Source organism: Nocardia flavorosea NBRC 108225 (assembly GCF_001613385.1).
Lineage (GTDB): Bacteria > Actinomycetota > Actinomycetes > Mycobacteriales > Mycobacteriaceae > Nocardia > Nocardia flavorosea.
In genome coordinates this window covers 324,158-341,417 of record NZ_BDCG01000017.1, presented here as the reverse complement: position 1 = coordinate 341,417, position 17,260 = coordinate 324,158, and the positions used below count along the sequence as shown (strand labels likewise).

Below are 17,260 nucleotides of genomic sequence, written 5' to 3'. Positions count from 1 at the left end.
AACCGAACCGGAGAGACGACTTGACCGAACGCACCTTTGCCGCCGAAGACCAACTGCCCAGGGTCCCGCTGCCCACCCTGGAGGACAGCTGCGCCCGCTTCGTGCAGTGGTGTACACCCCTGCTGACCGCCGAGGAACTGGCAGCGACCGAGGAAGCCGTCGCCGATCTGCTGCGGCCGGACGGCGCCGGCCGGACCCTGCACGCGGCCCTGTGTGAGTACGACCAGACCCCCGGCGTCGGCAGCTGGCTGGACCGGTTCTGGCCGTCCCGCTACCTGGGGCGGCGCGACCGGATCGCGCTCAACGCCAACTTCTTCTTCCTGTTCCGCGACGATACCGCGCTGGCCGCTTCCACCGCGGCGGGCCAGGCCGACCGCGCCGCGGCCCTGGTCGCGGCGGCTGTCGACTACAAACTGGCCCTGGACCGGGAAGAAATCCCGCCGGTCACCCAGCGCGGGCAGCGGTTGTCGATGTGGCAGAACAAATACCTGTTCTCCGAAACCCGGATCCCCGGCGCCGAACAGGACACCGTGCGCGTGCCCTACACCGCGGAGTGGCCGGGGCCGTCCGACGCCCGCCACATTCTGGTACTGCACCGCGGCAACATGTTCCGGATGGATGTGCTCGGCGCCGACGGTGACCCGTACGCCCACGAGGATCTGCTCGGCGGTCTGTGCGCCATCCTCAAATCCGCGACCGAACCCGCGCCCGCCGGAACCTCGGTGGGACATCTGACCACCGCGGCCCGGGCCGACTGGGCGCGCGCCCGCGCCGAACTGCTCACCGATCCGCACAACGCGGCCGCGCTCGATACGATCGAAACCGCCCTGTTCTGCGTCTGCCTCGAGGATTTCGCGCCCCGCGACGAACTGCACGCCAGTGACACCCTCCTGCACGGTGACAGCGCCAACCGCTGGTTCGACAAATCGGTGTCGTTCATCGTATTCGCCGACGGCCAGGCCGGGATCAATATCGAACACTGCGGGCTGGACGGTACAACGGTGCTGTCCTTCGTCGACGCCCTGCTGGAAACCCCGGTGACCGGGCATACCGAACGGTCCGGGGCGCGGAGCCAAGGGCTGCCGCCGGTCGAACAGATCGAATTCCGGCTGACCGACGAACAGCGCGCCGCGGTGACGGCCGCGGGTGCGGCCTTCGCCCGGTACGCCGCCGATAATGCCACCACCACGGTGTCCTTCGACGATTTCGGTACGACCCGCGCCAAACAGCTCGGCATCTCGCCCGACGCCTTCGCCCAGCTGAGCTACCAGCTCGCCCACCGTCGCAGCAAAGGTCTCACCGGAGCCACCTATGAGTCGATCGCGACCCGGCAGTACCGCAACGGCCGGACCGAGGCCATGCGGGTGATCACCCCGGAGATGATCGACTTCGTCGACACCATGCAGGATCCCGCCGCCGATACCGCCGCGAAACTCGCCGCGGCCCGCGCCGCGGCCGGCGCTCATGTGGCCCGGGCCAAACAGTGCCAGTCCGGTGAAGCACCGGAACAGCATCTGTGGGAACTCGAATGGATCCAACGGCGCAGCGGTGCCGAATTGGGCGTCACCGATCCGATCCCGCTGTACAGCAGCCCCGGCTGGACGATCATGCGCGACGATTACCTCAGCACCAGTTCGGCGCCGTCGGTGAACATCCGGTACTTCGGTTTCGGCTCCACCAGCCCGAAATGCATCGGTATAGCCTACGTCCTGCTGCCGGACCGGTGGAACCTCTACCTGGCCACACCGGCCGCGGTGGCCGGCGAAATGCACGCCTTCGCGGGCCACCTCCGCACCGCGGTCGCCGAACTGGAGGAGTTGCTCGCCGAGCAGTAGAGCGCCCACGCAGACCCCGGACGGTTCCTGCCGTCCGGGGTCTCCAGTCGCTACATCCGCACGTCGGATGCCGGCCGACTCGTCTCGGAGGGCTCCGGGCTCCTCGGCGCCTGCTGGATGCCGGACAGGCCGGTCCAGCACAGGCCCGCCGTCGTGGCGACGGCTTCGTGGCGGGGGAGCGGCTTCCCGGTGAGAACCCAGTGCCGCGCACACGACTGCGCGATCGCGACCACCTCCGCCGTGATCAGCCAGCCGCGTTCGGCCTGCGCCGGCGGATAGGGTGCCAGGGCCTTCAAGAGGGTATCGGTGCAGATCGTCGTGGCCCGGTGGGCCACGCGCTGCGCCGACGGTTCGTCGACCACCGCGGCACCCGCAAGCAAGGTGGCACTGCGTGGATGAGTGTCGGCGAAATCGAATATCGCGGCCACCGTCGCCGACACGATCGAGCGCATGCCCTGGGCCGGTGCGAGGGCCTCTGCGAGCGTTTCACCCAGCACCTGCAGGGCCTCGTGCAGAACCGCCAGGTAGAGCTCCAATTTGCTGGTGAAGGAGTTGTACAGGACCGGCTTGCTGACCCCCGCCCGGCAGGCGATCTCGTCCATACTCGCCGCTCGGTAGCCGCATGCGGCGAACAATCCGGACGCAGCGGTCACGATCAGGTGCCGGCGCTCTTGCCGGGCCTGTGCCATGTTCTCGTCCACGGTCGGTGACCACCTCCTCGGATCCTCACAGTACCGATGATGCGCATCCGGCCCGGCGGTGGCGGTCCGGTGCGGGTTGCGAGAGCTCCGGAGGCGGGCGGATGAGTGCTACGGCACAGCGGTGCGCGGTCGGGGACAACCGCGCGGGGGTGGTCTGAAACAATGACCTGCCGTGAAGACTTTCGAGGCCCTGTTCGCCGAGCTCCAGGATCGCGCAGCCACCCGTCCCGCCGGGTCGGGCACCGTCGCCGCACTGGACGCGGGCGTCCATACCCAGGGCAAGAAGGTGCTGGAGGAGGCCGGCGAGGTGTGGCTGGCCGCCGAACACGAGGGCGACGAGGCGCTCGCCGAGGAGATATCGCAGCTCCTGTACTGGGTGCAGGTCCTGATGGTGGGCCGCGGGCTGCGGCTGGAGGACGTCTACCGACATCTGTAGACGCCCCGACCGTTCCCCGAAACCGAAAGGACCTGCCATCATGCTGCGCGTCGCAGTACCCAACAAGGGTGCGCTCTCCGAATCCGCCGTCGCCATCCTCACCGAGGCCGGTTACCGCAAACGCACCGATTCGCGTGACCTCACCGTCCTCGACCCCGCCAACCAGGTGGAATTCTTCTTCCTGCGGCCCAAGGACATCGCCATCTACGTCGGATCCGGAGAACTGGATCTCGGCATCACCGGCCGCGATCTCGCCCTGGACTCCGGTGCGCCGGTATCCGAACGTCTCTCGCTCGGATTCGGCGGCTCCACCTTCCGCTATGCCGCCCCGCAGGGACGCGACTGGACGGTGCAGGATCTGCAGGACAAGCGCATCGCCACCTCCTATCCGAACCTGGTGCTGGCCGATCTGGCTCGCCGCGGGATCGAGGCGGAGGTGATCCGGCTCGATGGTGCGGTCGAGATCTCGATCCAGCTCGGCGTCGCCGATGCCATCGCGGATGTGGTGGGTTCCGGGCGGACCCTGCGCCAGCACAATCTGGTGGCATTCGGGGAGTCGCTGTGTGATTCCGAAGCGGTGCTCATCGAGCAGGCCGAAGCCGATCGGGACGACCGGGCGCGTAACCAGTTGATTGCCCGGGTCAAGGGTGTGGTGTTCGCCCAGCAGTATCTGATGCTGGACTACGACTGCCCGAAGGGGCTGCTCGAACGCGCCGCGCAGATCACTCCCGGCCTGGAATCGCCCACCGTGGCGCCCTTGGCCGACGAGGGCTGGGTGGCGGTCCGCGCCCTGGTACCCCGCAAACAGGGCAACGAACTGATGGACCGGCTGGCCGATCTCGGCGCCCGCGCCATCCTCGCCACCGATATCCGGTCCTGCCGCGCCTTCTGAGTTTTCGGCGCCGCCTCCGGCGGCGCGGGGTTTCGGCCCGCTGGGGTCCCTGCTGTCAGCACGAGACACTCGCGCCTGCGGCGCATCGCATCGAGCACTGACAGCAGGGACGGGCCGAAACCTTTTCCGGGCCTCGCTGAACTCGACGGCACCGCTGGGCGCGTAAGGCAGTGATGACGGGTGTGGCCACGCGACGCCGGTGTCGCGACCCGCCAGCGGCAGCCGTCGGCCATGTCGGTGTGGCATGTCTTCGGATGCCTCCCTGAACGCGGTGCCGACCGGCGTGGCGCTCTTCTCGGGACAGGCCGCGGCGGCACCGAAAGGACTCAGTCCGATACCGATTCGGCGAAGGTCTCGGCGGCGGATCCGCCGTCGGCGGACCTGCCGGGATACGGCGGCGGGGTTCCGTCGAAGGCGGGACAGAGTTTTTTGTAAGCGCAGTAATCACACAGCCAACCCGGATTCGGCGGAAAATCTCCGGTCTCGGCGGCCGTGGACACTGCTTCCCACAGGGCCATGAGGGTGCGTTCGAAGCGGAGGAGTTCGGCTTCCTCCGGCGCGTAGGTGAGCAACTGCGCGCCGGCGAGATACACCAGGCGCAACTGCGCCGGGACCACACCACGTAGACGGAGCAACATCAGGCCGTAGAACTTGAGCTGGAACAGGGCCCGTGTCTCCTGATTCGGACCCGGAACCCGGCCGGTCTTGTAATCCACCACCCGCAGCTCCCCGGTGGGCGCCACATCGATCCGGTCGACGAAGCCGCGTAACGGGGCACCGTCGGCGAGCTCGACCTCGAGCCGGGTCTCACAGGATTCGGGTTCGAAGCGACGCGGATCCTCCAGGCGGTAGTAGCCACGCACCAACGCGCGGACCTCGCCGAGGAATGTCTCGAGCTCCCTTTCGCCGGCGACGACCCGCGCCGCTTCCGGCTCCGCCGCGATCACACGCTCCCACGCGGGACCGGCCAGTGCCGCCGCCCGCTCGGGTTCGCGTTCGGCGGCCGGTAGGGCGTACAGATCCTCGAGTACCGCGTGCACCACGGTTCCGCGGACCGCCTGCCGGGTGGGAGGTTCGGGGATCCGGTCGATGGCCCGCAGACGATACTTGAGCGGGCATTGTTTGAAATCGGCTGCGCGCGAGGGCGACAGCGCGGGCCGGGCGGACCGGGGCGGTGCCTCGGGATCGGGACTCGCCGGGGGTGTGCTCGGAGGCGCTGACATACCTGGCAGGCTATCCGTCGGCACCGACACGGTGCCGCGCGCGAAAACGCGGACATCGCGGGAACGGAGATTCATGACGGCCAGACGGACCGGGCCATTCGTCGTCGGCGACCGGGTGCAGCTGACCGATGCCAAGGGCAGGCTGTACACGGTGCTGCTGGAGCCGGGAAAGCAGTTCCACACCCACCGTGGCGCCATCGACCACGACGAACTGATCGGCGCCGAGGAGGGCACGCTCGCGCACTCCAACAACGGCACCCCGTACCTGGCGCTGCGCCCGCTGCTGACCGATTATGTGATGTCCATGCCGCGCGGAGCGGCGGTGATCTACCCGAAGGACGCCGCCCAGATCGTGCACGAGGGCGATATCTTCCCGGGTGCCCGCGTCCTCGAGGCGGGTGCCGGCTCCGGTGCGCTGACCTGCTCGTTGCTGCGTGCGGTGGGGCCCGAGGGGGCTGTGGTGTCCTACGAGATCCGGGACGACCACGCCGAGCATGCCGTCCGGAACGTGGAACGGTTCTTCGGGGAGCGGCCCGCGAACTGGGAGCTGACCGTCGCCGATGTGGCCGACTACGCGGGGGAGCCGGTGGATCGGGTGATCCTGGACATGCTGGCCCCGTGGGACGCCCTACCGGCTGTATCACAGGCCTTGGTACCGGGCGGGGTGCTGATGATCTACGTCGCGACCGTGACGCAGCTGTCCAAGATCGTGGAAGCGCTGCGTGAACAGCAGTGCTGGACCGAACCGCGGTCGTGGGAGTCGATGGTGCGCGGCTGGCACGTGGTGGGTCTGGCGGTACGGCCCGAGCACCGGATGCAGGGGCATACGGCCTTCCTGGTGAGCGCTCGGCGGCTGGCCGAAGGTGTGGTCACTCCGAAGCCGCAGCGGCGCCCGTCCAAGGGCTAGCGGCACCGGGGCGGTGCGGAAACGGACGCGGGCCGCGGTGGAGTTCCACCGCGGCCCGCGTCGTTGCAGGGTTACGCCGGAGCGCAGGGAATCTGTGCGAAGCCGAGCAGCAGACAGGCCCCGGTGTCGGACAGCTTCCAGGCGCCGTCGTCCTCCTCCCAGGTGACCGGCGCCGGCGGCGCACTGCTGCCCCGCGGGCTGGTGATGGTGGTCTGGCCGGTGGCCGTATCGCCGTCCACGGTGATATCGGCGACCGTGTAGCTGAGCCCGCGGTAGTTCTGCAGGGCGGCGTTGAGCTGCTCCAGCTGGCCGCGCCTGTTCTCGCCGTCGACGATGAGGTCCACCTTCTCGTCCACGGTGACGTCCGGATTTGTGATCTGTTCGAGGATGGACTGTAGGCTCTGCGCGGTGGGTGCGTCCGCGGAATCGCCGTGCTCGGTGTCGTCGCCGTGGTCATGCGCCGACGCGCTGGTGGTGACCGCGACGCTGGAGGTTGCAGTGGTGCCGGTGTCGTCATCGGATCCACAAGCGGTCGATCCCAGCGCCAGTGCAACGGCCGCGGCCGTCGCCGCCGCGACGCGGGACAGCCTCGGTGTCCGTGCGGGAAGGTGCATAGCTGGCAACCTTTCGGCTAGTCGGTGGGGAACCCCACCGGTCGAGGGTTAGGGCAGGCTAACATGGTCTGACCAGCATGATGGTCGCGGGCCAGATGTGATCACCACGAAATCATGTCGGACAGCGCAAACGGGTCGCGCCCGGTAGCGTTGATAGACCGGGACTGGGAGGAGCAGCACATGAGCCCCATCGAGAATTCGGATTCGGCGGCCTGGAGAGAACTCGAGGCAGTACGCGCCGAAGCGGCTGCACTCCGGAGGCAACTCGCCGACTCACCGGATCGCTCACGGGAATTGGAAGCCCGTATCGATTCGCTGACCATTCGCAACACCAAACTGATGGATACCCTGAAGGAAGCGCGGCAGCAACTCGTCGCGTTGCGTGAGGAGGTCGACCGGCTCGGTCAGCCGCCCAGCGGTTACGGGATTCTGATCGGTGTCTACGAGGATCAGACCGTCGACGTGTTCACCTCCGGCCGCAAGATGCGCCTGACTTGCTCGCCGAACATCGATACGTCCACCCTCGCCTACGGCCAGACCGTCCGGCTGAACGAGGCGCTGACGGTCGTGGAGGCGGGCACGTTCGACTCCATCGGTGAGATCGGCACCTTGCGCGAAGTCCTCGACGGGGGCCGCCGCGCCCTGGTCGTCGGGCATGCCGACGAGGAGCGGGTGGTGTGGCTGTCCGGTCCGCTGTCCAAGCTCGCCGAGGCCGACGATCTGGAGGATCCGGATTCCCCGATCCGCAAGCTGCGGCCGGGCGATTCCCTGCTGGTCGATACCAAGGCCGGGTTCGCGTTCGAGCGCATCCCCAAGGCCGAGGTCGAAGATCTGGTCCTCGAAGAGGTGCCCGATGTCGGCTACAACGATATCGGCGGCCTGGGGCGGCAGATCGAGCAGATCCGCGATGCCGTGGAGCTGCCGTTCCTGCACAAGGATCTGTTCCGCGAGTACGCGCTGCGCCCGCCCAAGGGTGTCCTGCTCTACGGCCCGCCGGGCTGCGGTAAAACGCTGATCGCCAAGGCCGTGGCCAATTCGCTGGCCAAGAAGATCGCCGAGGCGCGAGGCGAGGATGCCAAGGAGGCGAAGTCCTACTTCCTGAACATCAAGGGCCCCGAACTGCTGAACAAGTTCGTCGGTGAAACCGAGCGCCATATCCGGATCATCTTCCAGCGGGCCCGGGAGAAGGCCTCCGAGGGCACGCCGGTGATCGTGTTCTTCGACGAGATGGACTCGATCTTCCGGACTCGCGGGTCGGGTGTCTCCTCCGATGTGGAGACCACCGTGGTGCCGCAGTTGCTCAGTGAGATCGACGGTGTGGAAGGGCTGGAGAACGTCATCGTCATCGGCGCCTCCAACCGCGAGGATATGATCGACCCCGCGATCCTGCGGCCCGGCCGCTTGGACGTGAAGATCAAGATCGAGCGCCCGGATGCCGAATCCGCACAGGATATCTTCTCGAAGTACCTCACCGAGTTCCTGCCGCTGCACGCCGACGATCTGGCCGAGTTCAACGGCGACAAGGTGGCCTGCATCCGCGCCATGATCGAGCGGGTGGTGGACCGGATGTACGCCGAGAGCGAGGACAACCGCTTCCTCGAGGTCACTTACGCCAACGGTGACAAGGAGGTCTTGTACTTCAAGGACTTCAACTCCGGCGCCATGATCCAGAACATTGTGGACCGGTCCAAGAAGTACGCCATCAAATCGGTTCTGGACACCGGAAATCCGGGTCTGCGGATCCAGCATCTCTACGATTCGATCGTGGACGAGTTCTCCGAGAACGAGGACCTGCCCAACACCACGAATCCCGATGACTGGGCCCGTATCTCGGGTAAGAAGGGCGAGCGGATCGTTTATATCCGCACGCTGGTCACTGGTAAGAACGCCAGCGCCAGCCGGGCGATCGATACCGAATCCAACACCGGCCAGTACCTGTAGAGGCACTGCTGTCAGGGTCGTGCTCCGCTGGGGGCGCGGCCCTGATTCGTTTGCGCCAAGGCCGGTCCGGTACCCCGGCCGATAGCCCTGTGGGTGGATCATAACGTGCCCCCCGATACCCGCCCCCGGTCGTTCCGAAGGTGGACGGCAGGGGCCTCGTGGTATGGATATATTCCGAGGGGCAGGCGCCCACCTCAGGAGAATCCGTGACCACGATCCGCATGGCAGATCCGTCGCCGGAGAGCGAAGCCGCGGCTGCGAGGCAGATCGGGCTCTACGGCGAGTCCGGCTGGCCGGAATTGGCCGGCGGCGTGGTCGCGGCCTATCACCGCGTGAACGTGAGCAGTCCGCCGTGATCACCGGCAGCTATTGGCAGGCGGGTGCGCTCGACCAGCCGGCGGGCGACCGGCTACCGCCCGTCTACAGTCCCGCCCGCGGTTTCGGGTACTTCGGCGCGTCGCCGGACACGGCGAAGACTCTGGTCTGCGTGGGCGGCGATCCCGATCGGCTGCGGGCACAGTTCGCTGTACTGGAGCCGCTGGGCCGGATCGATACGCGACTCGGTTTCCTCGACAACACCAGGGATGTCGTGGTGTGGAAATGCGCTGAGCCGCGGGTTACCTGGTCGCGCGTATGGCCGGAATTGACGCATATGTGAGCACCGGGCGCTGTTGCCGGCCCACGAGGGGTCCAGCAGTGTGCAGGTTGCGTCGTACGCGGCGGTTACGCTCCCGGTATGAGTACTCCGGAAACCGAGATCTGGCACAACCCCCGCTGCACCAAGAGCCGGGCGGCGCTGGCCCATCTGGATGCGACCGGCGCCGGTTATTCGGTCCGCCGGTATCTGGACGATCCGCCCACCACGGCGGAGCTGCGGACCGTCCTGGACCGGCTCGGCGCCGAACCCTGGGAGATCACCCGGACCGGCGAGGACATTGCCAAGGAACTCGGTATGTCCGACTGGGGGCGTACCGCCGCGGACCGGGAGCGCTGGATCGCCGCACTCGCCGAACATCCCCGGCTGATCCAGCGCCCGATCGTGTTCACGGCCGACGGGCGCGCGGTCGTGGCCCGCGACGAGGATGCCCTGCGGTTGCTGGACTGAGCGCTCGCCGATTGCCGAGATGTCACGCTGAATCTGCCGGAGGCCGCCTTCGGGCGGGGACGCTGCGGGACTGGTCCGCGACGGCCACCTCGGAGCCGATCCGTGTATGGGGCCTAAACTATATAAGGAGTAGTCTTCGGATCCGATCGGACCAGCGTGAATCGCGCGACCGCAGGCTCCCCGGGGAGGTAGTCATGTCGATCCTCGGGGAACCTCTCGTCTCCGGGCTCGGCGGCGATACCGCTCGGGCCGGTTCGCTGCTCGGCGTGGGAACGGCCGCGGCTCAGCCGGACACGTTCTGCTCGGCCGAGCCGGTGCCCGGGACCGCCGTTTATTCGCAACGCCGCGGGCCGGTCCGGTATCAGGTCGGGGGGTGCCCGCCGGGCCTGGTGGAACTGGTTCAGCAGCTACGAACGGTGGGTAACACGGCGTTCGTAGCGCAGCAGTCGTGGGATCTGCTGTTCTCCATGCAGCGCCGGGAAGTAATCGTCCACTGAGAGTCCGCTCGGATCCGGCGCAGACCTCGGTAAACGCGGTGCGTGGCCGCTCGGGGCGGTCGCGTACCGGATCTCGGCCGGTGTCGCACCCGGGCGGTACTGTCGGCTCATGAAAGTTGAACTGCGGCACAACCCCTCGTCCACCGTGGCGCGTTGTGTGCTGGCAGGCGGGGAACCGGTACGGGTGGAAAGCGGCGCCATGGTGGCGCATTCGGCCGGAGTGACGCTGGAAGCCAAGGCCGAAGGGGGCATCCTGGCCGGGATCAGACGGTCGGTGCTCTCGGGTGAATCGTTCTTCGTGTCCACCTTCACCGCGCCGGTGAACGGCGGCTGGGTCGATGTGGCGCCCTCGCTGCCCGGCGATATGCTCGCGCTGCCGATCGCTGTGGACCGCCCGTACTTCATCAGCAGGGGCGGCTGGATCGCGCATTCGGCCGGCGTGCGGGTGGAGAGCCAGTGGGGCGGTTTCGCGAACCTCTTCGGTGGCGAAGGGGGTTTCGGGCTCCGTGCCGAGGGACAGGGCGAGGTGGTGGTCGGCGTTTTCGGCGCCATCGACGTTTTCGATCTGGCCCCCGGCGAACAGGTGAGCATCGATACCGGGCATGTGGTGGCCTACGACCTCGCGATGCAGTTCACCATCCGCCGTGCGGTGTCCGGGCGCTCGCTGCAATCGCTGAAATCGGGGGAGGGGCTGGTCTTCGATTTCACCGGGCCCGGCCGGGTACTGCTGCAAACCCGCAACCCGCGGGCCTTCGCATCCTGGACGGCTTCCGTCTCCTCGGGCTAGGCATGTCCGACAATCGGCGCGTCACGTCACGCCATGCCGCATCGGTAGCGGTGCTTTCGACTATCGCCCGAGCGCCGGAGAATGGCCGGCCGTGCCGATCCATCCGCACCGGCAGCACGTCCGCGATCACCGCCCACTGATCATCGGATAACACCCGAGGCCCCGACGTCGGACGACCGTGCTGCAGGCGACAGCCTCCGGTGATTGCTCGTGGCCCCGATGGCTTCAGGGCATCGATGCGTCCATCGGCGGGCGTTGGTGGCCCGGTCGGCCTGCGGGCAGACGACACATCGTCGGACGCGCGCTGGTGCCGGAGCTTCGAGTAGCACGCCGTTGCTGCCCGTGCGACGGGTCCTCGGCCGCCGATCGAGTACAGCCGGTACGTGGGTGGCGAGCGGCTCCGCTGGATGTACCGGGTGGTGCGCTCGCCGTACCGCCGTATGTATACCAGAACCTCGGTCAGTGCTGTTGACGAACTACTTCGTATCGAACACAGGCGAATTCGCCGTTTCCTGCTACCTCGGTCACCCGCAGTTCCCGCTCGCGCGGCAGTAGTGGAGCGCCCGCGCCCAGCGTCACCGGGGCGATGGAGACGATGATCTCGTCCAGCAGGCCGTGGTCGGTGAAGGCGCCCGCGAGTTCGCCGCCGCCGACGACCCAGAGGTTCTTACCGGCCGCGACGGCGGTCATCGCCTTGTGCACCTCGGGGATATCCGCACGGGTGAAACGGATATCGGCGTCGGTGCGGGCCGGGAAGTCGCGATGGGTACACACCCAGCACGGCACCTCGTAGGGCCACGGCTCCGCGCCCTCGTTATCGAGTATCCACTGGTAGGTGTTGGCGCCCATGACGATCGCGCCGACCCCGGCGAGGAACTCGGTGAAATCCATGGGTCCGGCTTCGTCGGATTCGCGGGACAGCAGCCAGTCCAGCGAGTGATCTGTTGTGGCGATATAGCCGTCCAGGCTGGTCGCCGTGTTGTAGATGGTGCGCGGGGAGGTAGACGGGGTGGTCAACTCAGTCTCGCTTTCGTAGCCATTCGATGGGATCGCCCCAGCCGACCGCGTCGTCGGCCGCTGCGTCACCGCGAATCCAGTACCGCACCTGCTGGCGGCGATACGCGGAGTAGGTGAGTACATGGGCGATCACGCTGCCGAGCAGAAAACTCTCCGGGGGGTCGCACAGTGCGTCGATCAGCGTGTCGCCCCAGCCGCCCCGCCGATCGATCTCGCGGACTGTGTCCAGCCAGCGCGGGCCCACCTCGTCGAGCCGGGCCAGCAGCGCGGGGATATCGTCGCCGCCGTGCGCGGGAGTATCGGCGCCGTCGATCGAGGCCAGCCACGATTCCTTGGTCCGGATCAGATGGTCCAGTACCGCGGCGATCGACTCCTCCGGACCGTCCCACGGCAGTACGGTCGTCGCGCCGGCGCGGGAACACCGATACTGTTCCTCGCTCAAACCGGTCGCCGCCTTCAACAGCAGCCGCGTGTCGTCGAGATCGTGGTGTAGCAGCAACGCGGTCGGATCCATATCGGAACGTCCCTTCGGTTCTCCTTCGACCCATAGCGACATGGGGGGATGGAAGTGGATCCCGTTCGCCGCGGGCAGCCAGCGAGGTGCGCGGCCGGCCGGCGGTGGGGTCGCGCTCGGAGGATGGCCGAATGCGCGGGTGAATGCCCGGCTGAACCCCTCCACCGTGTCGTATCCGGCGGCGAAGGCCACCTCGGTCACGGTGGCACCCGTACCGAGCTGCCAGCAGGCCCGTTCCAGAAGTACGCGACGCCGCAGGCTCACCGGTGATTCGCCGGTGCCCCGGCTGAACTGCCGGGCGAAATGGAACGGCGACGAGTAAACTCCTGCGGCCATCCGGCCGAGGGTCGTGTTGTCCTCGTCGAGAACGGCATCCAGTAGTTCGCGCAGTCGGTCACGTCGGGTGGTCACGGATAGAGTCTGTCGGCTCGGCGCACCGATCCGCTTGACCGATATTGCGCAGTGTCGCGCGACGGCAGCTCAGCGCCGTGAAATTCGAGCCGCTCAGCGGCTGCGATATTCGAGCCGCTCAGCGGCTGCGCCGTTCCAGGCCCTTCCGGTCGTAGACGAAAGTGGAAACCGCGCCTAGGACGAGCCCTATCGCGAGGCCGGCCAGACTCATCCAGACTCCGCGCGCAAGTCCGTTGCCGAGGTCGAAGTACAGAATCGCCCGGACGCCGAGATAGATCTGGTGCATCGGCTCGAAGCCCGCCAGCCAGGCCATATATCGAGGGGTCGCCTCCAGTGGGATGGTGGCCCCGGCGGAGGGCAGGCCGAGAACGATGAACAGCACCAGATTGATCAGCAGACCGGCCGAGCCGAACGTCGCCAGGACAGAAAGCGCGGTCACCCCGACGGCCACGATGGCCAGCGTGCTGAACAGGAACAGCGCCGGGCCGTGGGTGATGGGCATATCCAGCAGATATCCGATTCCGAGGAAAACCCCGGACACAACGGGTGCGGTCACCGCGATCACCGCCCACTTCAACAGCAGCGTGCGGAGGCGCGAATGCGGCGCGGTGGGGTGGTGGACGAACCAGGGCCCGTACTCGGTGGGTATGAAACCGAGCGCCGAATCGACCATGGTGTGCACGATCATGGCACCGGTGAACCCGGCCAGGACCACCAGCAGCGTGTAGAAGAACGCGGACAGTCCCTGCCCGGTACCGTCCGGCAGCGGGCGGTAAGGCTCGGTGATCACGTCGATCGGGTCCGCCAGGACGAGGCGGGCGGCACCGCTGAGTTCGGGGCCACCGGCGGGTGCCGAACCCAGTTCGGATTCGACAGTCGCGGTGAGCTGCTTGCCGACCTCGGCGTCGACCTGTGTCAGCGCTCGATCGGTCACGGTGTGCAAGATCTGGGTGGCGTAAGTGCCGGTCCGGGGGTTGGTGATCACGATGATCGCCGGACGGTCGATATCGCCGGGGACCACCGAGCCGGCGCCGAGGATCGACAGTCGCTTCGACAGATCACTGGGCAGCACGATCGCGCCGTAGACCTCGCCGTTGCCGAGCAGCCGCTGGGCCTCCGCGATACCGGTCACCCGCAGGTCGATCTTGTCCGCCGGGACCTGTTCGGTGAGTGCGCCGGTGATCTGGTCACCGATATTGACGGGTGTGCCATCGCGTATTTCACCGTCGTCCTGATTCACCAGCGCGATCGGGAACTCGTGCAGGTTCTTCTCCGGGTCGATCACATAACCCAGGTACATGGTCGACAGCAGGCCCATCAGCGCGGTAATGACCAGAATCGGGCCCAGCCACGCCCGCACGGCGGTTCGGCGCCGGGTCGGTCCGGTCTCCGTCCGTGCCGCGACCGCGGTGCCGCTCTCCGACTCGCCGCTGGTGCCGTTCGGCTGCATCCCGTACTCCCTCCGGATCAGGGCGGCCGTCCGCGGGGCGCGCGCCGGCCGTTATCCGATCAGGATCATCGTGGCAGCCGGGCGGCAAGTACAGCCGGAACGCCGCAGTGTGTCGGACAACTCGACAGCGGGCCGGCGTGCGCGAATTCACCCTCGCGGGCCGGATGCGAGCCCGGCCACGCGGTGGCGGCGGGCCGCGGCCGAGGTAGCCACGACCGCCGTGTGCACCCGGTACGGTGCGCCGGTTGCCCATGATCGGACCGACCTCGTTGCCGATGCCTGTGGCCCGTGCACCCGCCGTCCGACGGGGTCGCTCACGCGCCGATCCCGTCCGGCGGCTCGCTGGGGCATCCGAGTCGCCCGCACCGCCGGCCGGTTGGTTCGCCTCCATACGCAGGAATCAGGCCGGCCGCGGCGTACTCGCCGGGCTGTGTGCGGCCTGCCTGCCGGGTGATCGACCGGGCCCGGCGTCGTCAGACGATATGCGGAGGTGCCGGCCGTGCCGGGCCGAGCCAGCGGTCGAGAGCCGTCTGCAGACCCGAGACGGAACCATCTGTGGCCCAGGCGATATAACCGTCGGGCCGGACGAGCAGGCCCGTCGCATCGGTATCGGAGCTGGTGGCGGTGACGGCCGCGAGATCGTCCCGGTTGCCGGCGGTCGCGGCGATCCCGGCTCCGAGATCCAGCAGCAGCGGGCGGGCATCGTGCAGCAGATCGGCGACGCGCCGCGTACCGTCCGCGGTCTCCAGGACGAGATCGGGGACCAGCCGCCCCGCGAGCGGGTGGCTGTCGCCTACGTCGTAGCGCATATCGGAGCCCGCGAGTAGATGCCCGATATGCCCGGCTACCTGCGGGATTCCGAGCAACTCGGTGAACAGTTCGCGCAGGGCGGTCACCTCCGGGCCGGGCGCCAGCAGCGCGCTCTGCGCGAGGCTGTGCATGATGACACGTTCGGCGACCGGACGTCGTTCGCTCTCGTAGGTGTCGAGTAGCCCGTGCGGTGCCGTTCCGCGGAGGTACGCGGCCAGTTTCCAGCCCAGATTGACGGCATCCTGCAAACCCAGGTTCAGGCCGGGGCCGCCGATGGCCGAATGGACATGGGCCGCATCGCCGAGCAGTAGAACGCGGCCTTTCCGGTAGTGATCGGCCAGGCGGGTGTTCTGGTCGACGATGCGCCGCAACGCATGTGGTCCCGGGCCTGCCGGCGGCCGCATCGGCAGATCCGCGCCGAGGACGCGGCGAACGCTGTCCCGTAGCTCGTCGAAGGTCATCGGGGCATCCGGCGCGACCGGCGCGCCATTGTGCTCATGCACGCTCACCAGCGGTTTACCGGGAATCAGTTCGGCGAATACGAACATCCCCCCGCTTTCGATCCTGTTGTGCCCGAAATGGAAGTGGCCGGCGCCGGGAACCTCGAGCCCGCCGTCGGGTGTGCGGAGTTCGGCGGGGATCTCGGCGTGGCCCAGCCGGCCGATGTGGTTGCCTGCGGTGATCCCGGAGAACATGATCCCGAGCTTCTTGCGGACCGGGCTGCGACCCCCGTCCGCTGCGACCAGGATCCGGGCAGTGGCCCGGTAACCACCACCGCCGGGGCGGGTTATCGTCGCGGTGATCGCGTCGTCGGTTTCGGTGAATTCGCCGAGGCTGTGTCCCCACCGGATATCGGCGCCGAGGTCGCGGGCGCGGTCGGCGAGCAGCCGCACCAGAACCGGCTGCGGGACGGGTAGGCCGTAGAGCGGGTTGTCCGGTACCTCCGTGAGTTCCAGTGACATTCCGGCGAAGATGTAGCGCGAGGCGGGCTCCGGAGTCCCGGGCTCGACGGGGAAGCCGAGACGCGCGAGTTCCGCGGCGAAACCCGGGTACAACCCGCGCATATCGAGGAGCCGTACCACCTGGCCGACGAGCCCGTTGGCCTTGGGTTCGTCGCTCGGTCCGGGTAGCGGATCGAGAACGACCGGGCGGATCCCGCCTAGGGCGAGTTCACAGGCCAGCATCAGCCCGTTCGGTCCGGCGCCGGCAACGATCACGTCGTGCTCGGGTTCGTGGAGTCTGTTCTCGGACATGCGCGGACTTCCTTGTCGGTTCGGGGCTTCGCCGTTCGGGTGACTGAGCCCTGGCGGTACGTTGCCCGTTGCGAGGCGGAGCCCTGTGACATTGGCGCGGCCTCTTGCGGGTTCCGGTCGTGAGGGTGTGCGCAGACCGGAAGGGAATCGGGCCGGGTGCGGCCTCCGCTGGTGCCGGGGCAAAGCGGTGGGTTCGTTCCCGGTGCGGGAGCGCTCGGGACGGTCAGTCGGCCGGTGCCGGGAGACCCTGGGACAGGTGCGCCAGAACCTCGCGCAGGACGGTTGTGACCGGAGCCGGCGGGTCGGAATGGGAGTAGGTGTCGAGTGCGACCAGATAGGCGGCATTGACCGTGGCCGCGACGAGTTTCGGGTACAGATCGGTGGGTTCGGTGCCGCTGCGTTGCGCGACCGCGACGATCAGCTCGTCGCCGAGCGCTTTCGCTGCGGCAGCCTGCATCTCGGGAGCTGCCCGCAGTTTCCGTGTTTCGGCGAGCATCTGGAGTGTCGGCGGACCCCCGGCGCCGTCTTCGCGCAGGGGTTCGACGAGAGCCTCGGTCAGCGCGGTCCACAGCGGTTCGCCCGCCGGGCGGGTGAGTAGGAGGGCGGCGCTGCGGCGCAGGCGTTCTATGTGCCGGTAGGCCAGGGCTTCGAATTTTCCGGCGAAGTAGTTGTTGAAGGTGCGTACGGATACGCCGGCGCGTTCGGCGATGTCCTCCCGGACCACATTGTCGATACCTCGCTCGAACATCAGCTCCAGTGCGGCATCGCTGAGTGCCTTGCGGGTATCGCGTTTCTTTCGCTCTCGCAGGCTCGGGTGTGGTTCGTCGGCCATGCCTCCAGTGTCCCATAAACCTGCCCACTGGGCAA

18 protein-coding genes are annotated in these 17,260 nt (G+C 67.7%); 10 read left to right on the top strand and 8 right to left on the bottom strand.

What is annotated here, in order from left to right; translation table 11 throughout:
- The first annotated feature begins 20 nt into the window (after positions 1-20).
- A complete protein-coding gene (locus NFL01S_RS23795) occupies positions 21-1,835 on the top strand; it encodes a choline/carnitine O-acyltransferase (RefSeq protein ID WP_062978489.1) in 1,815 nt (604 codons plus the stop codon).
- 50 nt (positions 1,836-1,885) lie between these two features.
- Here NFL01S_RS23795 and NFL01S_RS23790 read toward each other — a convergent pair whose 3' ends face one another.
- The gene (locus NFL01S_RS23790; protein WP_062978488.1) at positions 1,886-2,536 is read right to left on the bottom strand and encodes a TetR/AcrR family transcriptional regulator; all 651 of its coding nucleotides are present in this window, start codon (positions 2,534-2,536) and stop codon (positions 1,886-1,888) included.
- 172 nt (positions 2,537-2,708) lie between these two features.
- Here NFL01S_RS23790 and NFL01S_RS23785 point away from each other — a divergent pair, with 172 nt between their 5' ends.
- Together NFL01S_RS23785 and hisG are read left to right on the top strand one after the other, a co-directional pair.
- Positions 2,709-2,972 (top strand): phosphoribosyl-ATP diphosphatase, encoded by a 264-nt coding sequence (locus NFL01S_RS23785; protein ID WP_030521337.1) that lies wholly within the window; start codon positions 2,709-2,711, stop codon positions 2,970-2,972.
- Positions 2,973-3,012: 40 nt separating this feature from the next.
- Positions 3,013-3,864: an ATP phosphoribosyltransferase gene (gene hisG / locus NFL01S_RS23780; protein WP_062978487.1), complete on the top strand. Its 852-nt coding sequence runs from the start codon at positions 3,013-3,015 to the stop codon at positions 3,862-3,864.
- 326 nt (positions 3,865-4,190) lie between these two features.
- On the opposite strand, the gene NFL01S_RS23775 is transcribed toward hisG, so the two are convergent.
- The gene (locus tag NFL01S_RS23775) at positions 4,191-5,087 is read right to left on the bottom strand and encodes a RecB family exonuclease (RefSeq protein WP_084493194.1); all 897 of its coding nucleotides are present in this window, start codon (positions 5,085-5,087) and stop codon (positions 4,191-4,193) included.
- A 73-nt stretch (positions 5,088-5,160) separates the two neighbouring features.
- Here NFL01S_RS23775 and NFL01S_RS23770 point away from each other — a divergent pair, with 73 nt between their 5' ends.
- Entirely contained in the window at positions 5,161-5,994 is an 834-nt protein-coding gene (locus tag NFL01S_RS23770; protein ID WP_062978486.1) for a tRNA (adenine-N1)-methyltransferase, read from the top strand.
- A 71-nt stretch (positions 5,995-6,065) separates the two neighbouring features.
- On the opposite strand, the gene NFL01S_RS23765 is transcribed toward NFL01S_RS23770, so the two are convergent.
- On the bottom strand, positions 6,066-6,608 hold the full coding sequence (locus NFL01S_RS23765) for a WKL family lipoprotein (RefSeq protein WP_062978485.1): 543 nt from the start codon (positions 6,606-6,608) through the stop codon (positions 6,066-6,068).
- Between the two features lie 180 nt (positions 6,609-6,788).
- Here NFL01S_RS23765 and arc point away from each other — a divergent pair, with 180 nt between their 5' ends.
- From arc to NFL01S_RS23735, 6 genes are all read left to right on the top strand, one after another.
- Entirely contained in the window at positions 6,789-8,549 is a 1,761-nt protein-coding gene (gene arc, locus NFL01S_RS23760; RefSeq protein ID WP_062978484.1) for a proteasome ATPase, read from the top strand.
- A gap of 206 nt (positions 8,550-8,755) precedes the next feature.
- Complete coding sequence (locus NFL01S_RS23755; RefSeq protein ID WP_157116847.1) at positions 8,756-8,905, top strand: hypothetical protein; 150 nt, start codon at positions 8,756-8,758, stop codon at positions 8,903-8,905.
- The gene (locus NFL01S_RS23750; RefSeq protein WP_062978482.1) at positions 8,902-9,207 is read left to right on the top strand and encodes a hypothetical protein; all 306 of its coding nucleotides are present in this window, start codon (positions 8,902-8,904) and stop codon (positions 9,205-9,207) included. Before NFL01S_RS23755 ends, NFL01S_RS23750 begins: the two co-directional genes overlap by 4 nt.
- A 78-nt stretch (positions 9,208-9,285) precedes the next feature.
- Positions 9,286-9,654, top strand: a complete 369-nt coding sequence (locus NFL01S_RS23745; RefSeq protein ID WP_062978481.1) for an arsenate reductase family protein — start codon at positions 9,286-9,288, stop codon at positions 9,652-9,654.
- A gap of 194 nt (positions 9,655-9,848) precedes the next feature.
- Positions 9,849-10,151, top strand: coding sequence for a hypothetical protein (locus NFL01S_RS23740; protein WP_062978480.1), 303 nt, complete (start codon positions 9,849-9,851; stop codon positions 10,149-10,151).
- A gap of 109 nt (positions 10,152-10,260) precedes the next feature.
- Positions 10,261-10,938, top strand: coding sequence for a TIGR00266 family protein (locus tag NFL01S_RS23735; protein WP_062978479.1), 678 nt, complete (start codon positions 10,261-10,263; stop codon positions 10,936-10,938).
- A gap of 459 nt (positions 10,939-11,397) precedes the next feature.
- On the opposite strand, the gene NFL01S_RS23730 is transcribed toward NFL01S_RS23735, so the two are convergent.
- The 5 genes from NFL01S_RS23730 to NFL01S_RS23710 all read right to left on the bottom strand — a co-directional run bounded on the left by NFL01S_RS23730 (position 11,398) and on the right by NFL01S_RS23710 (position 17,225).
- Entirely contained in the window at positions 11,398-11,955 is a 558-nt protein-coding gene (locus NFL01S_RS23730) for a dihydrofolate reductase family protein (protein ID WP_062978478.1), read from the bottom strand.
- 1 nt (position 11,956) lies between these two features.
- Entirely contained in the window at positions 11,957-12,880 is a 924-nt protein-coding gene (locus NFL01S_RS23725; RefSeq protein WP_062978477.1) for a helix-turn-helix domain-containing protein, read from the bottom strand.
- A 118-nt stretch (positions 12,881-12,998) separates the two neighbouring features.
- Positions 12,999-14,330: a YhgE/Pip domain-containing protein gene (locus NFL01S_RS23720; protein WP_084493179.1), complete on the bottom strand. Its 1,332-nt coding sequence runs from the start codon at positions 14,328-14,330 to the stop codon at positions 12,999-13,001.
- Positions 14,331-14,803: 473 nt separating this feature from the next.
- Positions 14,804-16,393, bottom strand: coding sequence for an FAD-dependent monooxygenase (locus NFL01S_RS23715; RefSeq protein ID WP_062978476.1), 1,590 nt, complete (start codon positions 16,391-16,393; stop codon positions 14,804-14,806).
- 223 nt (positions 16,394-16,616) lie between these two features.
- Positions 16,617-17,225, bottom strand: a complete 609-nt coding sequence (locus NFL01S_RS23710; RefSeq protein WP_062978475.1) for a TetR/AcrR family transcriptional regulator — start codon at positions 17,223-17,225, stop codon at positions 16,617-16,619.
- Positions 17,226-17,260: the final 35 nt, after the last annotated feature.